This is a genomic window from Streptomyces sp. NBC_00554 (assembly GCF_041431135.1).
Classification (GTDB): domain Bacteria; phylum Actinomycetota; class Actinomycetes; order Streptomycetales; family Streptomycetaceae; genus Streptomyces.
The window spans coordinates 8,389,363-8,408,349 of sequence record NZ_CP107799.1; the positions used below are offsets into that span (position 1 = coordinate 8,389,363).

The 18,987-nt window shown below is 69.4% G+C and carries 18 protein-coding genes; 16 read left to right on the top strand and 2 right to left on the bottom strand.

The genetic code is table 11. The features are described from left to right. The first annotated feature begins 243 nt into the window (after positions 1-243). From pgsA to OG266_RS37135, 15 genes are all read left to right on the top strand, one after another. Positions 244-978 carry a phosphatidylinositol phosphate synthase gene (pgsA, locus tag OG266_RS37065; RefSeq protein WP_329550302.1) on the top strand — a complete coding sequence of 245 codons (735 nt, stop codon included), beginning with the start codon at positions 244-246 and terminating at the stop codon, positions 976-978. After that, positions 975-1,934, top strand: coding sequence for a phosphatidylinositol mannoside acyltransferase (locus OG266_RS37070; RefSeq protein WP_371551080.1), 960 nt, complete (start codon positions 975-977; stop codon positions 1,932-1,934). The genes pgsA and OG266_RS37070 overlap by 4 nt, the downstream gene beginning before the upstream one ends. After that, positions 1,931-3,091, top strand: a complete 1,161-nt coding sequence (locus OG266_RS37075; RefSeq protein ID WP_266467493.1) for a glycosyltransferase family 4 protein — start codon at positions 1,931-1,933, stop codon at positions 3,089-3,091. The genes OG266_RS37070 and OG266_RS37075 overlap by 4 nt, the downstream gene beginning before the upstream one ends. A 148-nt stretch (positions 3,092-3,239) precedes the next feature. Continuing rightward, positions 3,240-3,785 carry a hypothetical protein gene (locus OG266_RS37080; RefSeq protein ID WP_266467497.1) on the top strand — a complete coding sequence of 182 codons (546 nt, stop codon included), beginning with the start codon at positions 3,240-3,242 and terminating at the stop codon, positions 3,783-3,785. 142 nt (positions 3,786-3,927) lie between these two features. Next, positions 3,928-4,842 carry a pyridoxal 5'-phosphate synthase lyase subunit PdxS gene (gene pdxS / locus OG266_RS37085; RefSeq protein WP_266467500.1) on the top strand — a complete coding sequence of 305 codons (915 nt, stop codon included), beginning with the start codon at positions 3,928-3,930 and terminating at the stop codon, positions 4,840-4,842. Between the two features lie 6 nt (positions 4,843-4,848). Then, on the top strand, positions 4,849-5,454 hold the full coding sequence (gene pdxT / locus OG266_RS37090) for a pyridoxal 5'-phosphate synthase glutaminase subunit PdxT (protein ID WP_266467502.1): 606 nt from the start codon (positions 4,849-4,851) through the stop codon (positions 5,452-5,454). A gap of 48 nt (positions 5,455-5,502) precedes the next feature. Further along, positions 5,503-6,255, top strand: coding sequence for a YebC/PmpR family DNA-binding transcriptional regulator (locus tag OG266_RS37095; RefSeq protein ID WP_266467504.1), 753 nt, complete (start codon positions 5,503-5,505; stop codon positions 6,253-6,255). A gap of 195 nt (positions 6,256-6,450) precedes the next feature. Next, positions 6,451-7,068 carry a crossover junction endodeoxyribonuclease RuvC gene (gene ruvC, locus OG266_RS37100; RefSeq protein ID WP_371551085.1) on the top strand — a complete coding sequence of 206 codons (618 nt, stop codon included), beginning with the start codon at positions 6,451-6,453 and terminating at the stop codon, positions 7,066-7,068. Further along, entirely contained in the window at positions 7,065-7,673 is a 609-nt protein-coding gene (gene ruvA, locus OG266_RS37105; RefSeq protein ID WP_266467510.1) for a Holliday junction branch migration protein RuvA, read from the top strand. The genes ruvC and ruvA overlap by 4 nt, the downstream gene beginning before the upstream one ends. A gap of 40 nt (positions 7,674-7,713) precedes the next feature. Beyond that, positions 7,714-8,784 (top strand): Holliday junction branch migration DNA helicase RuvB, encoded by a 1,071-nt coding sequence (ruvB, locus tag OG266_RS37110; protein ID WP_266467513.1) that lies wholly within the window; start codon positions 7,714-7,716, stop codon positions 8,782-8,784. 163 nt (positions 8,785-8,947) lie between these two features. Then, positions 8,948-9,472, top strand: a complete 525-nt coding sequence (yajC, locus tag OG266_RS37115) for a preprotein translocase subunit YajC (RefSeq protein WP_329548750.1) — start codon at positions 8,948-8,950, stop codon at positions 9,470-9,472. Between the two features lie 141 nt (positions 9,473-9,613). Further along, positions 9,614-11,380, top strand: a complete 1,767-nt coding sequence (secD, locus tag OG266_RS37120; RefSeq protein ID WP_266467522.1) for a protein translocase subunit SecD — start codon at positions 9,614-9,616, stop codon at positions 11,378-11,380. A 1-nt stretch (position 11,381) separates the two neighbouring features. Beyond that, a complete protein-coding gene (gene secF, locus OG266_RS37125; protein WP_266467525.1) occupies positions 11,382-12,497 on the top strand; it encodes a protein translocase subunit SecF in 1,116 nt (371 codons plus the stop codon). Further along, positions 12,494-13,033, top strand: a complete 540-nt coding sequence (locus OG266_RS37130; RefSeq protein WP_266467529.1) for an adenine phosphoribosyltransferase — start codon at positions 12,494-12,496, stop codon at positions 13,031-13,033. Before secF ends, OG266_RS37130 begins: the two co-directional genes overlap by 4 nt. A gap of 220 nt (positions 13,034-13,253) precedes the next feature. Next, complete coding sequence (locus OG266_RS37135) at positions 13,254-15,785, top strand: bifunctional (p)ppGpp synthetase/guanosine-3',5'-bis(diphosphate) 3'-pyrophosphohydrolase (protein ID WP_266467532.1); 2,532 nt, start codon at positions 13,254-13,256, stop codon at positions 15,783-15,785. A 100-nt stretch (positions 15,786-15,885) separates the two neighbouring features. Here OG266_RS37135 and OG266_RS37140 read toward each other — a convergent pair whose 3' ends face one another. Continuing rightward, the gene (locus OG266_RS37140) at positions 15,886-17,115 is read right to left on the bottom strand and encodes a DUF349 domain-containing protein (RefSeq protein ID WP_266467535.1); all 1,230 of its coding nucleotides are present in this window, start codon (positions 17,113-17,115) and stop codon (positions 15,886-15,888) included. Between the two features lie 135 nt (positions 17,116-17,250). Beyond that, positions 17,251-18,090, bottom strand: coding sequence for a peptidylprolyl isomerase (locus OG266_RS37145; RefSeq protein WP_329548753.1), 840 nt, complete (start codon positions 18,088-18,090; stop codon positions 17,251-17,253). Between the two features lie 187 nt (positions 18,091-18,277). Here OG266_RS37145 and OG266_RS37150 point away from each other — a divergent pair, with 187 nt between their 5' ends. Continuing rightward, on the top strand, positions 18,278-18,985 hold the full coding sequence (locus tag OG266_RS37150) for an MBL fold metallo-hydrolase (protein WP_266467540.1): 708 nt from the start codon (positions 18,278-18,280) through the stop codon (positions 18,983-18,985). Positions 18,986-18,987: the final 2 nt, after the last annotated feature.

Sequence of the window (18,987 nt, forward strand, 5' to 3'; positions counted from 1 at the left end):
CCTTGCCTCCCGTACACGGTGAGGTCACTGTGGGCGCGGACATGCGGAAGCCTCCCCCAGACTCCGTCCGGGGGCACCCCCAGCGGTGGCGGCTCCGGTGACGCCCGCGGTGCCTTCGAGCTTTCCACTCGCGTCACGGTGCGTCCATACAGCGGACGCGATCGCGCCATGACACCGGTGTGATCGCGCCGGGACACGGGGGCGCGGGTGCCCGACCGTCGCACAAGCGCGCGCGTGGCTACGATGGGCCAGCCGGTGGCCAACAGGGGCCGCGCGGCCACACCGACCATCGGGAAGGCCATGCTGAACAAGTACGCGCGTGCATTCTTCACGCGTGTCCTCACGCCGTTCGCCGCGTTTCTCATCCGCCGGGGGGTAAGCCCCGACACCGTCACCCTCCTGGGTACGGCCGGAGTGGTGGCGGGCGCGCTGGTCTTCTACCCCCGGGGAGAGTTCTTCTGGGGCACGATCGTCATCACGCTCTTCGTGTTCTCGGATCTCGTCGACGGCAACATGGCGCGCCAGCTCGGCCGCACCAGCCGCTGGGGCGCCTTCCTGGACTCGACGCTCGACCGGGTCGCCGACAGCGCGGTCTTCGGCGGCTTCGCGCTCTGGTACGCGGGCAGCGGCGACAACAACGTCCTGTGCGCCGTCTCGATCTTCTGCCTGGCCAGCGGCCAGGTGGTCTCGTACACGAAGGCCCGCGGCGAGTCGATCGGTCTGCCGGTCGCGGTCAACGGACTGATCGAGCGTGCCGAGCGTCTGGTGATCTCCCTGGTGGCGGCGGGCCTCGCCGGCATGCACAAGTTCGGGATTCCCGGCATCGACGTACTGCTGCCCATCGCGCTGTGGATCGTCGCCGTCGGCAGCCTCGTCACGCTGATCCAGCGGGTCGTGACGGTGCGCAGGGAGTCCGCGGAGGCGGACGCCGCGGCGGAGGCCGAGGCGTCGGCCCAGAGCAGCGGGACCACGAAGTGAGCAGTCTCAAGGACCGGCTGACGGACGGGGCGTACGCGCTCGGCTGGAGCACCGTCAAGAAGCTCCCCGAGCCGGTCGCCGTCCGGCTGGGCCGGACCATCGCCGACATCGCCTGGAAGAAGCGCGGCAAGGGCGTACGGCGTCTCGAGAGCAACTACGCGCGCGTGGTGCCCGACGCGACCCCGGAGCGGCTCGCCGAGCTCTCCAGGGCGGGCATGCGCTCGTATCTGCGCTACTGGATGGAGTCCTTCCGGCTTCCGGCGTGGAGCAAGGAGCGCGTGAAGACCGGCTTCGAGGTGAAGGACGAGCACTACCTCACCGACGGGATCGCCTCCGACAAGGGCGTGATCCTCGCGCTGCCGCACATGGGCAACTGGGATCTCGCGGGCGCCTGGGTCACCACCAAGCTCGAGACCCCCTTCACGACGGTCGCCGAGCGGCTCAAGCCCGAGTCGCTGTACGACCGTTTCGTCGCCTACCGCGAGGGCCTCGGCATGGAGGTCCTGCCGCACAGCGGCGGCACCGCGTTCGGCATGCTGGCCCGGCGGCTGCGGGACGGCGGCCTGGTCTGCCTGGTCGCCGAGCGGGATCTGTCCGCGTCCGGCGTCGAGGTCGAGTTCTTCGGCGAGGCGACCCGGATGCCGGCCGGACCGGCGCTGCTGGCCCAGCAGACCGGCGCCCTGCTCCTTCCGGTGACACTCTGGTACGACGATTCGCCCGTGATGCAGGGCCGCATCCATCCTCCCGTCGAGGTACCCGGGACAGGCACCCGGGCCGAAAAGACGTCTGCCATGACACAGGCGCTGGCCGACGCCTTCGCCACGGGGATCGCCGAACACCCGGAGGACTGGCACATGCTTCAGCGCTTGTGGCTCAAGGACCTCGATCCTGAGAGGGATCCCCAGCAGGGTCCCGACCAGGGTCCCCCGAAGGATCCCGAGAAGAGGACCCCGTGAGGATCGGCATCGTCTGCCCGTACTCCTGGGACGTGCCAGGCGGCGTCCAGTTCCACATCCGTGACCTGGCCGAACACCTCATCCGCCTCGGACACGAGGTGTCCGTCCTCGCTCCCGCGGACGACGAGACACCCCTGCCGCCGTACGTCGTCTCGGCCGGCCGCGCGGTTCCGGTGCCGTACAACGGCTCGGTGGCCCGCCTGAACTTCGGCTTCCTGTCGGCGGCCCGGGTGCGGCGCTGGCTGCACGACGGCACCTTCGACGTGATCCACATCCACGAACCGGCCTCGCCGTCGCTGGGTCTGCTGGCGTGCTGGGCCGCGCAGGGCCCGATCGTCGCCACCTTCCACACCTCGAACCCGCGCTCCCGGGCGATGATCGCCGCGTACCCGATCCTCCAGCCCGCCCTGGAGAAGATCCGCGCGCGGATCGCGGTGAGCGAGTACGCGCGCCGCACCCTCGTCGAGCACCTGGGCGGCGACGCCGTCGTCATCCCCAACGGCGTCGATGTCGACTTCTTCGCCCGCGCCAAGCCCAAGTCCGAGTGGCAGGGCGAGACCCTCGGCTTCATCGGCCGTATCGACGAGCCCCGCAAGGGCCTGCCGGTCCTCATGAAGGCCCTGCCGAAGATCCTGGCGGAGCGCCCGCGGACCCGGCTCCTGGTGGCGGGGCGCGGCGACGAGAAGGAGGCCGTCGAGGACCTGCCGGAGGAGATGCGCTCGCGCGTCGAGTTCCTCGGCATGGTCAGCGACGAGGACAAGGCACGCTTCCTGCGCAGTGTCGACGTGTACGTGGCACCCAACACCGGCGGCGAGAGCTTCGGGATCATCCTGGTGGAGGCCCTGTCGGCGGGCGCGCCGGTGCTCGCCTCCGATCTCGACGCGTTCGCGCAGGTGCTGGACCACGGCGCGGCCGGTGAGCTGTTCGCCAACGAGGACGCCGACGCGCTGGCCGCCTCCGCCGTACGGCTCCTCGGTGACCCCGGGCGTCGCGCGGAGCTGCGCGAGCGGGGGAGCGCGCATGTACGGCGGTTCGACTGGTCGACCGTCGGGGCGGACATCCTGTCCGTGTACGAGACGGTGACGGACGGGGCGGCGGCGGTGGCCACCGATGAACGGACGGGACTGCGGGCGCGGTTCGGGATGGCGCGGGACTGAGGACAAGTCAGTCCACCTCTGCAACCGGCGGCCCTGACGGTGAGGTCGGTTCCAGGCGGGGAGGGCCACCGCTCGACCGGACGCGGCGCACTCCGCCGGGCACGGGACCTCGAAGAGCGGTGGTCTCGCACGGGTAGCCTTGCCGCCCGTGACCCCAACCCTCATCTGGATCCTCGTCGGCCTTGCCGCGATCGGCCTCTACCTGAGCTGGACCGCGGGGCGGCTCGACCGGCTGCACGCCCGGATCGACGCCGCCCGGGCCGCCCTCGACGCCCAACTGCTGCGCCGTGCCTCGGTCGCCCAGGAGCTGGCCACGTCCGGGGTGCTCGATCCGGCCGCGTCGATCGTGCTGTACGAGGCGGCGCACGCGGCCCGGCAGGCCGAGGAGGAGCAGCGTGAGGTGGCCGAGAGCGACCTGAGCCAGGCGCTGCGGGCCGTGTTCGGAGAGGTGCAGCAGGTCGAGGCGGTGCGGGCCGCACCCGGGGGCGAGGAGGCCGCCGGGGAGCTGGCTCAGGCGGTGCGGCGGGTGCCGATGGCCCGGCGCTTCCACAACGACGCCGTACGGGCCGCCCGGGCGCTCCGTGAGCACCGTGCGGTCCGCTGGTTCCGGCTGGCCGGGCACGCGCCGTTCCCGCTGGCCTTCGAGATGGACGACGAGCCGCCGGTGGCGCTGGCGGACCGTCCGACCAGCTGATTTCCCTGCTTCGCACCGGCTTTTGCCCAGCGCGGGCGAAGGAAAATGAGCCACCGCCTCCCCATTGGCCCTTGCTGTGGCCTGGTCCACTCGCGTTTCCTCGGTGATGCAGAAGCCCTCTTTCACCGAGTGAGGTCAACCCGTGTCCAGCACGCTCTCCAACTCCGCACAGAACCCCGAGACCGGCACCGCGCGCGTGAAGCGCGGTATGGCCGAGCAGCTCAAGGGGGGCGTGATCATGGATGTGGTCAACGCCGAGCAGGCGAAGATCGCCGAGGACGCGGGCGCCGTGGCCGTCATGGCCCTGGAGCGCGTCCCCGCCGACATCCGCAAGGACGGCGGTGTGGCGCGCATGTCGGACCCGACGATGATCGAGGAGATCATCGAGGCGGTCTCGATCCCGGTCATGGCCAAGTCCCGTATCGGCCACTTCGTCGAGGCCCAGGTGCTCCAGTCCCTCGGCGTCGACTACATCGACGAGTCCGAGGTCCTCACCCCGGCCGACGAGGTCAACCACTCCGACAAGTGGGCGTTCACGACCCCCTTCGTCTGTGGCGCCACCAACCTGGGCGAGGCGCTGCGCCGCATAGCCGAGGGCGCGGCCATGATCCGCTCCAAGGGCGAGGCCGGCACCGGCAACGTCGTCGAGGCCGTCCGCCACCTGCGCCAGATCAAGAACGAGATCGCCAAGCTGCGCGGCTTCGACAACAACGAGCTGTACGCCGCCGCCAAGGAGCTGCGCGCCCCGTACGAGATCGTGCGCGAGGTCGCCGAGCTCGGCAAGCTGCCGGTCGTGCTGTTCTCCGCCGGTGGTGTCGCGACCCCCGCCGACGCCGCGCTGATGCGCCAGCTCGGCGCCGAGGGCGTCTTCGTCGGCTCCGGCATCTTCAAGTCCGGCGACCCGGCCAAGCGCGCCGCCGCCATCGTGAAGGCCACCACCTTCTACGACGACCCGAAGATCATCGCGGACGCTTCCCGCAACCTGGGCGAGGCCATGGTCGGCATCAACTGCGACACCCTCCCCGAGGCCGAGCGCTACGCGAACCGTGGCTGGTAGTCACCCATGAGCACTCCTGTCATAGGCGTCCTGGCTCTCCAGGGCGACGTACGGGAGCACCTGATCGCCCTGGCCGCGGCCGACGCCGTGGCCAGGCCGGTGAGGCGTCCCGAGGAGCTCGCCGAGGTCGAGGGTCTTGTCATCCCCGGCGGTGAGTCCACCACCATCTCCAAGCTGGCCGTCCTGTTCGGCCTGATGGAACCCCTGCGCGCGCGCGTGCGGGACGGCATGCCCGTCTACGGCACCTGCGCCGGCATGATCATGCTCGCCGACAAGATCCTCGACCCGCGCTCGGGCCAGGAGACCGTCGGCGGCATCGACATGATCGTGCGCCGCAACGCGTTCGGACGTCAGAACGAGTCCTTCGAGGCGGCGGTCGACGTCCAGGGCGTAGAGGGCGATCCTGTAGAGGGCGTCTTCATCCGTGCCCCCTGGGTCGAGTCCGTGGGCGCCGAGACCGAGGTGCTGGCCGAGCACGAGGGCCACATCGTCGCCGTACGTCAGGGCAACGCGCTCGCCACGTCGTTCCACCCGGAACTGACCGGCGACCACCGGGTGCACGGCCTGTTCGTCGACATGGTGCGCGCGAACCGGACACCGGAGTCCTTGTAGGATCTCTGGCGTTCCTAAAGAGTTGGGTTACGCGAAGGAGACAGGCAGATGTCCGGCCACTCTAAATGGGCTACGACGAAGCACAAGAAGGCCGTGATCGACGCCAAACGCGGCAAGCTCTTCGCGAAGATGATCAAGAACATCGAGGTCGCGGCCCGCACGGGCGGCGCCGATGTGTCCGGTAACCCGACGCTGTTCGACGCCATCCAGAAGGCCAAGAAGAGCTCGGTCCCGAACAAGAACATCGACTCCGCGGTCAAGCGCGGTGCCGGTCTCGAAGCCGGTGGCGCCGACTACGAGACGATCATGTACGAGGGTTACGGCCCGAGCGGTGTCGCGGTGCTCATCGAGTGCCTCACCGACAACCGCAACCGTGCCGCCTCGGACGTCCGCGTCGCCATGACGCGCAACGGTGGCAACATGGCCGACCCGGGCTCCGTCTCGTACCTCTTCAACCGCAAGGGCGTCGTGATCGTCCCCAAGGGCGAGCTGGCCGAGGACGACGTCCTGGGCGCCGTGCTCGACGCGGGCGCCGAGGAGGTCAACGACCTCGGTGACTCCTTCGAGGTCATCTCCGAGGCCACCGACATGGTCGCGGTGCGCACCGCGCTCCAGGAGGCCGGCATCGACTACGACTCGGCCGAGGCCAACTTCGTCCCGACCATGCAGGTCGAGCTCGACGAAGAGGGCGCCCGGAAGATCTTCAAGCTGATCGACGCCCTTGAGGACAGCGACGACGTGCAGAACGTCTTCGCCAACTTCGACGTGAGCGATGACGTCATGGCGAAGGTCGACGTCTGAGCCGCGAGGTTTCCTTTTGGCGGGCTGGTGGGACACGTCCTACCGGCCCGCTGTCGTTGTCGGTGGCAGCGGATAGCCTGGCGACGACAGATGATGATCGCCGTCCACGGACCGCAACCATCAATTGAGCAACCACGACGGTGATCAGCCACCTCCGCGAGAGCGGCGGCGGTTTAGCCGCAAAAGGGGGGCTGGGTGCGGGTACTGGGCGTTGACCCCGGGTTGACCCGGTGCGGTGTCGGTGTGGTCGAAGGCGTCGCGGGCCGGCCCCTCACCATGCGCGGCGTCGGAGTCGTACGCACCCCGGCGGACGCCGAGTTGGGCCTGCGTCTCGTCGCCATCGAGCAGGGCATCGAGCAGTGGCTCGACGAGTACAAGCCCGAATTCGTCGCCGTGGAGCGGGTGTTCAGCCAGCACAACGTCAGCACGGTGATGGGCACGGCTCAGGCCAGCGCGGTCGCCATGCTCTGTGCGGCCCGGCGCGGCATCCCCGTCGCCCTGCACACCCCGAGCGAGGTCAAGGCCGCCGTCACCGGCCAGGGCCGCGCGGACAAGGCCCAGGTCGGGGCGATGGTCACCCGCCTGCTCCGCCTCGACGCGCCCCCCAAACCCGCCGACGCGGCGGACGCCCTGGCCCTCGCCATCTGCCACATCTGGCGCGCGCCCGCCCAGAACCGGCTCCAACAGGCCGTTGAGCAGAACCGGCTCCAGCAGGCCGCCGCCCTGCACGCGTCGAAACAAGCGTCGACGCAGGCGTCGAAACCGGCGCCACGCTCCGCATCGCACCCCGCATCGAAAGGCCGTACCGCATGATCGCCTTCGTCAGCGGCCCGGTCGCCGCCCTCGCCCCCGACTCCGCGGTGGTCGAGGTCGGCGGCATCGGCATCGCCGTCCAGTGCACGCCCAACACGCTCTCCGGGCTCCGCATGGGGCAGCGGGCCAAGCTCGCCACCTCCCTCGTCGTACGCGAGGACTCACTGACCCTGTACGGCTTCGTCGACGACGACGAGCGGGGGACCTTCGAGCTCCTCCAGACCGCGAGCGGCGTCGGCCCCCGGCTCGCCCAGGCGATGCTCGCCGTGCATACGCCGGACGCCCTGCGCCGCGCGGTGGCCTCCGGTGACGAGAAGGCGCTGATGGCCGTCCCAGGCATCGGCAAGAAGGGCGCCCAGAAGCTTCTTCTGGAGTTCAAGGACCGGCTCGGCGCGCCCCTCGGCACCGGCACCGGAATCGGCGCCCCGGTCAGCACCGGCTGGCGCGACCAGCTGCACGCCGCGCTGATCGGCCTCGGGTACGCGACGCGCGAGGCCGAAGAGGCGGTCTCCGCGGTCGCTCCGCAGGCCGAGGCCGCCGAGGGCACACCCCAGGTGGGCCCGCTGCTGAAGGCCGCCCTGCAGACCCTGAACCGCGCCCGCTGAACCACCGGCGGCCCCACCACCACACCGCGAGGCACACGCAATGAACTGGGACGACACGACCGACGAGACCGCCGCCGAGCGGCTGGTGGGCTCTGTCGCCGACCGCGAGGACCAGGCCGTCGAGGCCGCGCTGCGCCCCAAGGACCTGGACGAGTTCATCGGTCAGGAGAAGGTCCGCGAGCAGCTCGACCTCGTCCTCCGTGCCGCGCGCGCGCGTGGCGCCACCGCCGACCATGTGCTCCTCTCGGGCGCCCCAGGACTCGGCAAGACCACCCTCTCGATGATCATCGCGGCCGAGATGGAAGCGCCCATCCGCATCACCAGCGGCCCCGCCATCCAGCACGCCGGAGACCTCGCCGCGATCCTCTCCTCGCTCCAGGAGGGCGAGGTGCTGTTCCTCGACGAGATCCACCGCATGTCCCGGCCCGCCGAAGAGATGCTCTACATGGCGATGGAGGACTTCCGCGTCGACGTCATCGTCGGCAAGGGCCCCGGTGCCACCGCCATCCCGCTCGAACTGCCGCCGTTCACCCTGGTCGGCGCCACCACGCGCGCGGGCCTGCTGCCGCCCCCGCTGCGCGACCGCTTCGGCTTCACCGCGCACATGGAGTTCTACGAGCCCGCCGAGCTGGAGCGGGTCATCCACCGTTCGGCGAACCTGCTCGACGTCGAGATCGACACCGTAGGGGCCGCCGAGATCGCGGGCCGCTCCAGGGGCACCCCCCGTATCGCCAACCGCCTGCTGCGTCGCGTACGCGACTACGCGCAGGTCAAGGCCGACGGCTTCATCACGAAGGACATCGCCTCGGCGGCCCTCGCCGTGTACGAGGTGGACGCGCGCGGCCTCGACCGCCTGGACCGCGGTGTGCTCGAAGCCCTGCTCAAGCTCTTCGGCGGCGGTCCCGTCGGCCTCTCCACGCTCGCGGTCGCGGTGGGGGAGGAGCGTGAGACCGTGGAGGAGGTCGCCGAGCCCTTCCTCGTACGGGAGGGCCTGCTCGCCCGTACTCCCCGTGGCCGGGTGGCGACACCGGCCGCATGGGCGCATCTCGGCCTCACCCCGCCCCGCCAGTCAACCGGCGGAAAGGGACAAGGGGACCTGTTCGGGGCGTGACGGCGCCGGTACTGCCCCGGCAGGAACCCCGGTGCCATGCTGAGCGTTGTTCCTTGAGTGCGGACTCGCTTAGACTCCGCCGATGCCGCCCTTGTCGGCGGTGCACATACCCCCATCCAACAGGCCGCTCACCATCGCGGTCGACTGAAGGAAGTTCCGACCCGTGAGTCTCGTGACCCTCCTCCCGTTCATCGTGCTCATCGGGGCGATGTTCCTGATGACCCGCTCGGCCAAGCGCAAGCAGAACGCGGCCGCGCAGATGCGCAATGACATGCAGCCCGGCACCGGCGTCCGCACGATCGGGGGCTTGTACGCAACGGTGAAGGAGGTCAACGAGGAGACGGTCCTCCTTGACGCGGCCCCGGGCGTCGACCTCGTCTTCGCCAAGAACTCGATCGGCGCCGTCCTGTCCGACGACGAGTACAACCGCATCGTCCACGGCATCGAGCACGACCTGAAGTCCGACGGCACCGTCGTCCCGGACGACGCTTCCTCCCTCACCGAGACCGACGAGCCCGCCGCCGACGCCTCTTCCGACGCTTCCGACGACAAGCCCATCGACCTCGGCAAGAAGGACGCCGCGGACGAGCCCGCCGACGCGAAGGCCGACGAGCCCGCCGAGGCCAAGGCCGACGAAGCCGACGAAGCAGAGCCGAAGAAGACCGACGGCGAGTCCGACGCGAAGTAGGCACACCCCCAGGCCGCGGCGCGACCCGCTCGCGCCTCGCGGCCGAGGGGATGTGTGGTTCTCGCACGGAATCGCGACACCATGTCATGGCCGCACGCGCGCTCACCCGGCGTGAGGCGGCCCGAGAGGGAGTACGAGAAGGTGGCAGCACCGAAGAAGGGCCGGAGCGCGAGCGCCCAGAGCAGGCCGGGGCGCTCGCTGGCCCTCATCCTGATCGCCATCGTGGCGCTCACCGGGGGGATGTTCCTCTCCGGGCACACCACTCCGCGTCTCGGTATCGACCTCGCCGGCGGCACGAGCATCACGCTCACGGCGAAGAACGAACCGGGCCAGCCCAACGCGATCAACAAGACCAACATGGACACCGCGGTCGACATCATGAACCGTCGTGTCAACGGTCTTGGCGTCTCCGAGGCAGAGGTCCAGACCCAGGGCGACAAGAACATCATCGTCAACATCCCCAAGGGTACGAACTCCGAGCAGGCCCGGGAGCAGGTCGGCACCACCGCCAAGCTCTACTTCCGTCCGGTCCTGGCCACCGAGGTCTCCGGCACCGACGCGTCGGCCAGCCCGTCGCCGAGCACCTCCAGCAGCGCTTCGAGCAGTCCTTCCAGCAGCGCCTCCGAGGAAGCCACCGACAAGGCGACCTCCGCCACTCCGTCGGCCACCGCCACCTCCCAGGGCCGTGCTGTCACCGACGCCCTGAAGGCGGACACCACGCCGTCGGCGACCAGCTCGGCCAGCGCCTCGGCCGAAGCCAGCGCCTCGCCGTCCGCGAGCGCCAGCGTCGACGCCGCGACCGCCAAGCTCCAGGCCGAGTACACCGCGCTCGACTGCACCGACAAGGCGGCCCGTGCCACGGCAGGCGACGGTGCCAAGCCCACCGACTCCACCGTGGCCTGCGGTCAGAACGCCTCCGGCCAGTGGCAGAAGTACGTGCTCGGCCCGGCCGCGGTGTCCGGCACGGACATCAAGTCGGCCGCGGCGGTCTTCAGCACGCAGGATGCCTCGGGCTGGAAGGTCACCATGGACTTCACGTCCGGTGGCTCCAAGAAGTTCGCCGAGATCACGGGCACGCTCGCGCAGAACACCACCCCGCAGAACCAGTTCGCCATCGTCCTGGACGGCGAGGTCGTCTCCGACCCGTACGTCAGCCAGGCGCTCACCGGCGGCAGCGCGGAGATCTCCGGCAGCTTCGACCAGACCGAGGCGCAGGACCTGGCCAACATGCTGAAGTACGGCGCCCTGCCGCTCACCTTCACCGAGTCGAGCGTCACCACGGTGACCGCCGCACTCGGTGGCGAGCAGCTGCACGCCGGTCTGATCGCGGGCGCGATCGGCCTGGCCCTGGTCGTCATCTACCTGGTGGTCTACTACCGGGGCCTGTCGCTCATCGCCATCGCCTCGCTGCTGGTCTCCGCCGTCCTCACGTACGTGATCATGTCGCTGCTCGGTCCCGCCATCGGGTTCGCCCTGAACCTGCCGGCGGTCTGTGGTGCGATCGTCGCGATCGGCATCACGGCGGACTCGTTCATCGTGTTCTTCGAACGCATCCGGGACGAGATCCGCGAAGGGCGCTCGCTGCGTCCGGCCGTCGAGCGTGCCTGGCCACGTGCCCGGCGCACCATCCTGGTCTCCGACTTCGTGTCGTTCCTCGCCGCCGCGGTGCTCTTCATCGTCACGGTCGGCAAGGTCCAGGGCTTCGCGTTCACGCTCGGCCTGACCACGCTGCTCGACGTGGTCGTCGTCTTCTTCTTCACCAAGCCGCTGATGACGATCCTCGCCCGCAAGCAGTTCTTCGCGAGCGGCCACACCTGGTCCGGCCTCGACCCGAAGCGACTGGGCGCCAAGCCGCCACTGCGCCGCACCCGTCGTCCCTCCGCCCCCGTCGACACGAAGGAGGCGTGAGATGTCGAAGCTCGGCACCCTTGGCGCCCGGCTCCACCGCGGCGAGATCGGCTACGACTTCGTCGGCAAGCGCTTCATCTGGTACAGCATCTCGATCCTGATCACCATCACGGCCATCCTCGGCCTGACGGTCGGCGGCCTGAACATGGGTATCGAGTTCCGGGGCGGAGCCGTCTTCACCACCGAGAAGACCAGCGTCTCGGTCAGCCAGGCCGAGACGTACGCGGAAGAGGCCTCCGGTCACGACGCGGTCGTCCAGAAGCTCGGCAACGGCGGTCTGCGCATCCAGATCGCCGGCATCGACACCGGCAAGTCCGACGAGATCAAGACCGTTCTCGCCAAGGACCTGAACGTCGACTCGGAGAAGATCGCCGCCGATCTGGTCGGCCCCAGCTGGGGTGAGGACATCGCCAATAAGGCCTGGCAGGGCCTGGTGATCTTCATGATCCTCGTCGTGATCTATCTGGCGATCGCCTTCGAGTGGCGTATGGCCGTGGCCGCGCTCGTCGCCCTGATCCACGACATCACCATCACGGTCGGCATCTACGCGCTGGTCGGCTTCGAGGTCACCTCGGGCACCGTGATCGGTCTACTCACGATCCTCGGTTACTCGCTCTACGACACGGTCGTCGTCTTCGACAGCCTCAAGGAGCAGACGAAGGACATCACCAAGCAGACCCGCTGGACCTACAGCGATGTCGCCGACCGCTCGATCAACGGCACGCTGGTCCGCTCCATCAACACCACGGTGGTCGCCCTTCTGCCGGTCGCGGCCCTGCTGTTCATCGGCGGCGGCGTTCTCGGCGCGGGCATGCTCAACGACATCTCGCTGTCGCTGTTCGTCGGCCTCGCGGCCGGTGCGTACTCCTCGATCTTCATCGCCACGCCGCTCGTCGCCGACCTCAAGGAGCGCGAGCCGCAGATGAAGGCCCTCAGGAAGCGCGTACTCGCCAAGCGGGCCCAGGCCGCGGCGAAGGGCGAGTCCGTGGAGGAGCCGGTCGTCGAGGAGCAGTTCGAGGACGACGACGAGGACGCCACCCCGGCGGTCGTCGGCCCGCGCAACCAGCCCGCGTCCCGCAACCGGGGCCGTGGCCGTCCTTCGGGGAAGCGCCGATGACGGGCATCGAGGAGCTGCTGCTCAGCCGTATCCGGGACGTTCCCGACTACCCGGAGCCGGGCGTGATGTTCAAGGACATCACCCCGCTCCTGGCGGACCCGGCGGCGTTCACGGCGCTCACCGACGCGCTGGCCGACATCGCGGTCCGCACCGGGGCCACGAAGATCGTCGGCCTTGAGGCCCGCGGCTTCATCCTCGGCGCTCCCGTCGCCGTCCGCGCCGGGCTCGGCTTCATCCCCGTACGCAAGGCGGGCAAGCTCCCCGGAGCGACCCTGAGCCAGACGTACGACCTGGAGTACGGCTCCGCCGAGATCGAGGTGCACGCCGAGGACCTGTCCGCGGGCGACCGCGTCCTGGTCGTCGACGACGTCCTCGCCACCGGCGGCACCGCCGAGGCCTCGCTCCAGCTCATCCGCAGGGCGGGCGCCGAGGTCGCGGGCGTCGCCGTCCTGATGGAGCTGGGCTTCCTGGGCGGCCGTAGCCGTCTGGAGCCGTCCCTGGCGGGCGCTCCCCTGGAGGCGCTTCTCCAGGTCTGAGCCCCACCCCACGGGGAAAGGCTCAGGATGGCCTCAGGAAAGGCCTGAGACACCCGTAGGACACCGCGGAGGCGGGCCCGGAGGAATCCGGCGCCCGCCTCTTGTGTTTCTTCTGTACGAAGCGGTCTCACCGGCCGAAAGAGAGTCCGAAGCCCAGGATCGCTACCATGGGGTCTCCGGAGCCTGACCGGGGGACCCGGAACGCGCACGAGGAGCCCTCTTGCCAGACGAGGCCCAGCCACTCATCGCCGCCAAGCCCGAATCGAACTCGGGCCCCGTGGCCACGCCCGCCAAGGACGCCCCCGGCGGGCCGGTCGAGCACGCCCAGTCCGCGCCGGACGACAAGGCGGCAGAGCAGCCACGCCCCAAGCCGGCTCCTCCCGAGCCCGAGCGCCCCGTGAGCACCCCGGTGGTCCGTGCGGCGGCCGCGGGCCAGCCCGCCCGCACCGGCGGCGGCTCCTCCAACCGCGTACGCGCCCGCCTCGCGCGGCTCGGCGTGCAGCGGTCCAACCCGTACAACCCGGTCCTGGAGCCGCTGCTGCGGATAGTGCGCAGCAACGACCCGAAGATCGAGACGGCTACCCTCCGCCAGGTCGAGAAGGCGTACCAGGTCGCGGAGCGCTGGCACCGCGGCCAGAAGCGCAAGAGCGGCGACCCGTACATCACGCACCCGCTCGCCGTGACCACGATCCTCGCCGAACTCGGCATGGACCCGGCCACGTTGATGGCGGGCCTGCTGCACGACACCGTCGAGGACACCGAGTACGGCCTGGACACCCTCAAGCGGGACTTCGGCGACCAGGTCGCCCTCCTCGTCGACGGCGTCACCAAGCTCGACAAGGTCAAGTTCGGCGAGGCCGCGCAGGCCGAGACCGTGCGCAAGATGGTCGTCGCCATGGCCAAGGACCCCCGCGTCCTGGTCATCAAGCTCGCCGACCGCCTGCACAACATGCGCACCATGCGCTATCTCAAGCGCGAGAAGCAGGAGAAGAAGGCGCGCGAGACCCTCGAGATCTACGCGCCGCTCGCCCACCGGCTGGGCATGAACACCATCAAGTGGGAACTGGAGGACCTCGCCTTCGCGATCCTCTACCCCAAGATGTACGACGAGATCGTGCGCCTGGTCGCCGAGCGCGCCCCCAAGCGCGACGAGTACCTCGCCATAGTGACCGACGAGGTCCAGTCCGACCTGCGCGCGGCCCGCATCAAGGCGACGGTCACCGGCCGCCCGAAGCACTACTACAGCGTCTACCAGAAGATGATCGTCCGCGGCCGTGACTTCGCGGAGATCTACGACCTGGTGGGTATCCGCGTACTGGTCGACACGGTTCGCGACTGCTATGCCGCCCTCGGCACGGTGCACGCGCGATGGAACCCGGTCCCCGGCCGGTTCAAGGACTACATCGCGATGCCCAAGTTCAACATGTACCAGTCGCTGCACACGACGGTGATCGGCCCCAACGGCAAGCCAGTTGAGCTGCAGATCCGTACGTTCGACATGCACCGTCGTGCCGAGTACGGCATCGCCGCGCACTGGAAGTACAAGCAGGAGCCCTCCGCCGGCGCCTCCAAGGTGCGCACGGACGCGCCCAGGTCCAACGCCAAGGACAAGGACGGCGTCAACGACATGGCGTGGCTGCGCCAGTTGCTCGACTGGCAGAAGGAGACCGAGGACCCCAGCGAGTTCCTCGAGTCCCTGCGCTTCGACCTGTCCCGCAACGAGGTCTTCGTCTTCACGCCGAAGGGCGACGTGATAGCGCTTCCGGCGGGTGCGACCCCGGTGGACTTCGCGTACGCGGTCCACACGGAGGTCGGCCACCGGACCATAGGCGCACGGGTCAACGGACGCCTGGTCCCGCTCGAATCCACCCTGGACAACGGCGACTTGGTGGAGGTCTTCACCTCGAAGGCGGCCGGTGCGGGCCCGTCCCGCGACTGGCTGGGTTTCGTGAAGTCGCCGCGCGCCCGCAACAAGATCCGCGCCTGGTTCTCCAAGGAGCGCCGCGACGAGGCGATCGAGCAGGGCAAGGACGCCATCGCCCGCGCGATGCGCAAGCAGAACCTGCCCATCCAGCGCATCCTCACCGGCGACTCTCTGGTCACGCTCGCGCACGAGATGCGCTACCCCGACATCTCGTCCCTGTACGCGGCGATCGGCGAGGGCCATGTCGCCGCCCAGAGCGTCGTCCAGAAGCTGGTGCAGGCTCTCGGCGGCGAGGAGGCGGCCACCGAGGAGATCGACGAGAGCGTTCCGTCCCCGCACGGTCGCGGCCGCAAACGCCGCTCCAACGCCGACCCCGGTGTGGTCGTCAAGGGCGTCGAGGACGTGTGGGTCAAGCTCGCCCGCTGTTGTACTCCGGTACCGGGTGACCCCATCATCGGCTTCGTCACCCGCGGCAGCGGCGTATCGGTGCACCGCAACGACTGCGTCAACATCGAGTCGCTGTCCCGCGAACCCGAGCGCATCCTCGAGGTCGAGTGGGCGCCCACCCAGTCCTCGGTCTTCCTGGTCGCCATCCAGGTCGAGGCCCTGGACCGCTCCCGGCTCCTCTCGGACGTCACGCGCGTCCTGTCGGACCAGCACGTCAACATCCTGTCGGCGGCCGTCCAGACGTCCCGCGACCGGGTCGCCACGTCCCGCTTCACCTTCGAGATGGGCGACCCCAAGCACCTGGGCCACGTCCTGAAGGCGGTCAGGGGCGTGGAGGGCGTGTACGACGTGTACCGCGTCACCTCGGCCCGCAGGCCGTAACCGGGCACCACACATCGGGCACTACGTAGAGGGGCTCCCGTACGCAACGTACGGGAGCCCCTCTACGTAGAAGCGGAAAACCAGCCGCCCCGGACCTGCCTCAGCCGCCGAACTCCTGCAGACCCTTCAGAGCCTGGTCGAGCAGCGCCTGACGGCCGTCCAGCTCCTTCTGGAGCTTGTCCGCCTTGGACGTGTTGCCGGTCGAGCGAGCTGCCTCGATCTGGGCCTGCAACTTGTCCACGGCTGCCTGAAGCTGACCGGTCAGACCCTCGGCACGAGCCCGTGCCTCCGGGTTCGTCCGGCGCCACTCGGTCTCCTCGGACTCCTGGAGTGCCCGCTCCACCGCGTGCATCCGGCCCTCGACCTTGGGGCGGGCGTCGCGCGGCACGTGGCCGATGGCCTCCCAGCGCTCGTTGATGGAGCGGAAGGCGGCGCGGGCCGCCTTCAGGTCCTGCACCGGGACGAGCTTCTCGGCCTCCTCGGCCAGCTCCTCCTTGAGCTTCAGGTTCTCCGTCTGCTCGGCGTCCCGCTCGGCGAAGACCGAGCTGCGGGCGGCGAAGAAGACGTCCTGGGCGCCGCGGAAGCGGTTCCACAGATCGTCCTCGTGCTCGCGCTGGGCACGGCCCGCGGCCTTCCAGTCCGCCATCAGCTCGCGGTAGCGCGCCGCCGTCGGACCCCAGTCCGTCGAGGCCGACAGCGCCTCGGCCTCCGTGACCAGCTTTTCCTTGGCCTTGCGGGCGTCCTCGCGCTGCGCGTCCAAGGAGGCGAAGTGCGCCTTGCGACGCTTGGAGAACGCCGAGCGCGCGTGGGAGAAGCGGTGCCACAGCTCGTCGTCCGACTTGCGGTCGAGCCGCGGCAGCCCCTTCCAGGTGTCCACAAGGGCGCGCAGCCGTTCACCGGCGGCTCGCCACTGGTCGCTCTGCGCCAGCTCCTCGGCCTCGACGACCAGCGCCTCCTTGGCATGCCGCGACTCGTCGGACTGCTTCGCCCGCTGGGCCTTGCGCTCCTCACGGCGCGCGTCGACCGTCTCGACGAGCTTGTCCAGCCGCTGCCGCAGCGCGTGCAGGTCACCGACCGCGTGGTGTGCGTCCACCTGCTCGCGCAGGTGATCGACGGCGGTCTGCGCGTCCTTCGCCGACAGGTCGGTGGTCTTCACGCGCTTCTCGAGGAGGCCGATCTCGACAACCAGGCCTTCGTACTTGCGCTCGAAGTAGGCCAGCGCCTCATCAGGAGAGCCGGCCTGCCAGGAACCGACAACCTGCTCGCCGTCGGCCGTACGCACGTACACGGTCCCCGTCTCGTCGACGCGGCCCCACGGGTCGCTGCTCACAGCGCCTCCTCCACATGATGCCTGCGAGAGGCGTCAGCGCCCCCGGGCATCGTCCACAGTTTCGTCACGGCCAACATAGGCGACCGGCGGGGCGGCTGTCCGCATCCCGCGCGACCGAAATTTCGCAGCTGGCGGTCAGGATTTCGTCACGGTCATCTTGTTGATCACGACGGTCGCGTTGGGTGCTCCGTCGCCCGCGCCGGTGTTCTCGCCGGCTTTGGCGATCTTCTCCAGGACCGTCATTCCGGACTTGGAAATAGTTCCGAACGGTGTGTAGTTGGCCGGCAGCTGACTGTCCTGATACACGAGGAAGAACTGGCTGCCGCCGGTGTCACGGCCCTTGTCCGTCGTGGCGTCGTACGTGTTGGCCATCGCCACCGTGCCCGCCGGGTACACGCCTCCCGTCAGGGTTTTGTCCTTCAGGTTCTCGTCCGGGATCGTGTAGCCGGGGGTGCCGGAGCCGGTGCCCGTCGGGTCACCGCACTGCAGCACGTAGATGCCGTTCGTGGTGAGCCGGTGGCACTTCGTGTGGTCGAAGAAGCCCTTGGCCGCGAGGAAGTTGAACGAGTTCACGGTGTGCGGCGCCGCGGCCGTCTTCAGCGCGATGTCTATCTCGCCGCAGGTCGTCGCCATCTTCATCGTGTAGTCCGCGGACTTGTCGATGGTGATCGCCGGCTCCTTCTTCCAGGTCAGCGTCTTCACCTCGCCCGCGGCCGCCTTCTCGCACGGGTCAGGCGCCGCGCTCGTCGGCGAGGCGCTCGGGGTCACGTCAGCGCTCGCGTTGGCCTTGCTGTCGTCGTTCTTGAACACCCCGGTCGCGTACGACACGACGCTGCCCACCACGATGACCCCGAGAACCGAGGCGATGATGGCGTTCCGTGCACGTGTCTTACGCCGTGCGGCCGTTCGCCGCTGCTGCTGTCGCAAGAACTTCTCCCGGGCGAGCTGACGCCGCCGCTGCTCCTGGGTGACCACCGGGTTTTCTCCTCATGCGTCTCGTACGTCAAGTGGGACGCGTGCGTCTTGTGAGCCGACCGCCTGCGTGTGCCCCGTACCGTATATGGGTTCGCTGAGGAATCGGCAGCGCCGGTAGGCTCTGATCCACAGCCGCCCGCCCCGTACGACGCCGTATGACCTCGTACGCCACAAACGAAGGACGATCGTGCTCATTGCCGGGTTCCCCGCAGGGGCCTGGGGGACCAACTGTTATCTGGTCGCCCCCGGCGCGGGTGAGGAGTGCGTGATCATCGACCCCGGCCATCAGGCCACCCAGGGAGTCGAGGACGCGATCAGGAAGCATCGGCTCAAGCCCGTCGCGGTCATCCTCACCCACGGCCACATCGACCATGTCGCCTCGGTCGTCCCGGTGTGCGGAGCGCATGACGTACCGGCCTGGATCCACCCCGAGGACCGGTACATGATGAGCGACCCGGAGAAGGCGCTCGGCCGTTCCATCGGAATGCCGCTGATGGGCGAGCTGACCGTGGGGGAGCCGGACGACGTCCGTGAGCTGACCGACGGCGCGCGGCTGGAACTGGCCGGCCTGGAGCTGTCCGTCGCGCACGCGCCCGGCCATACCAAGGGGTCGGTGGCCTTCCAGATGCCCGAGAACACGGAGATTCCTTCCGTTTTCTTCTCCGGGGATCTGCTCTTCGCCGGCTCCATCGGACGTACCGACATGCCCGGCGGCTCGCACGCCGAGATGCTCGACTCGCTGGCCCGCGTGTGCCTGCCGCTCGACGACTCGACCGTAGTGCTGTCCGGCCATGGCCCCCAGACGACCATCGGCCAGGAGCGCGCCACCAACCCGTATCTGCGGGAAGTGGCCGCCGGCCTCGGGAGCACGGACGCTCCCCGACGAGGATTGTGACG

Excerpts from the sequence above, each read along its gene's own strand:
- pgsA (WP_329550302.1), top strand. The coding sequence starts at position 244 with ATGGGCCAGCCGGTGGCCAACAGGGGCCGCGCGGCCACACCGACCATC.
- ruvB (WP_266467513.1), top strand. The coding sequence starts at position 7,714 with ATGAACTGGGACGACACGACCGACGAGACCGCCGCCGAGCGGCTGGTG.
- secF (WP_266467525.1), top strand. The coding sequence starts at position 11,382 with ATGTCGAAGCTCGGCACCCTTGGCGCCCGGCTCCACCGCGGCGAGATC.
- OG266_RS37130 (WP_266467529.1), top strand. The coding sequence starts at position 12,494 with ATGACGGGCATCGAGGAGCTGCTGCTCAGCCGTATCCGGGACGTTCCC.
- OG266_RS37095 (WP_266467504.1), top strand. The coding sequence starts at position 5,503 with ATGTCCGGCCACTCTAAATGGGCTACGACGAAGCACAAGAAGGCCGTG.
- ruvA (WP_266467510.1), top strand. The coding sequence starts at position 7,065 with ATGATCGCCTTCGTCAGCGGCCCGGTCGCCGCCCTCGCCCCCGACTCC.
- pdxT (WP_266467502.1), top strand. The coding sequence starts at position 4,849 with ATGAGCACTCCTGTCATAGGCGTCCTGGCTCTCCAGGGCGACGTACGG.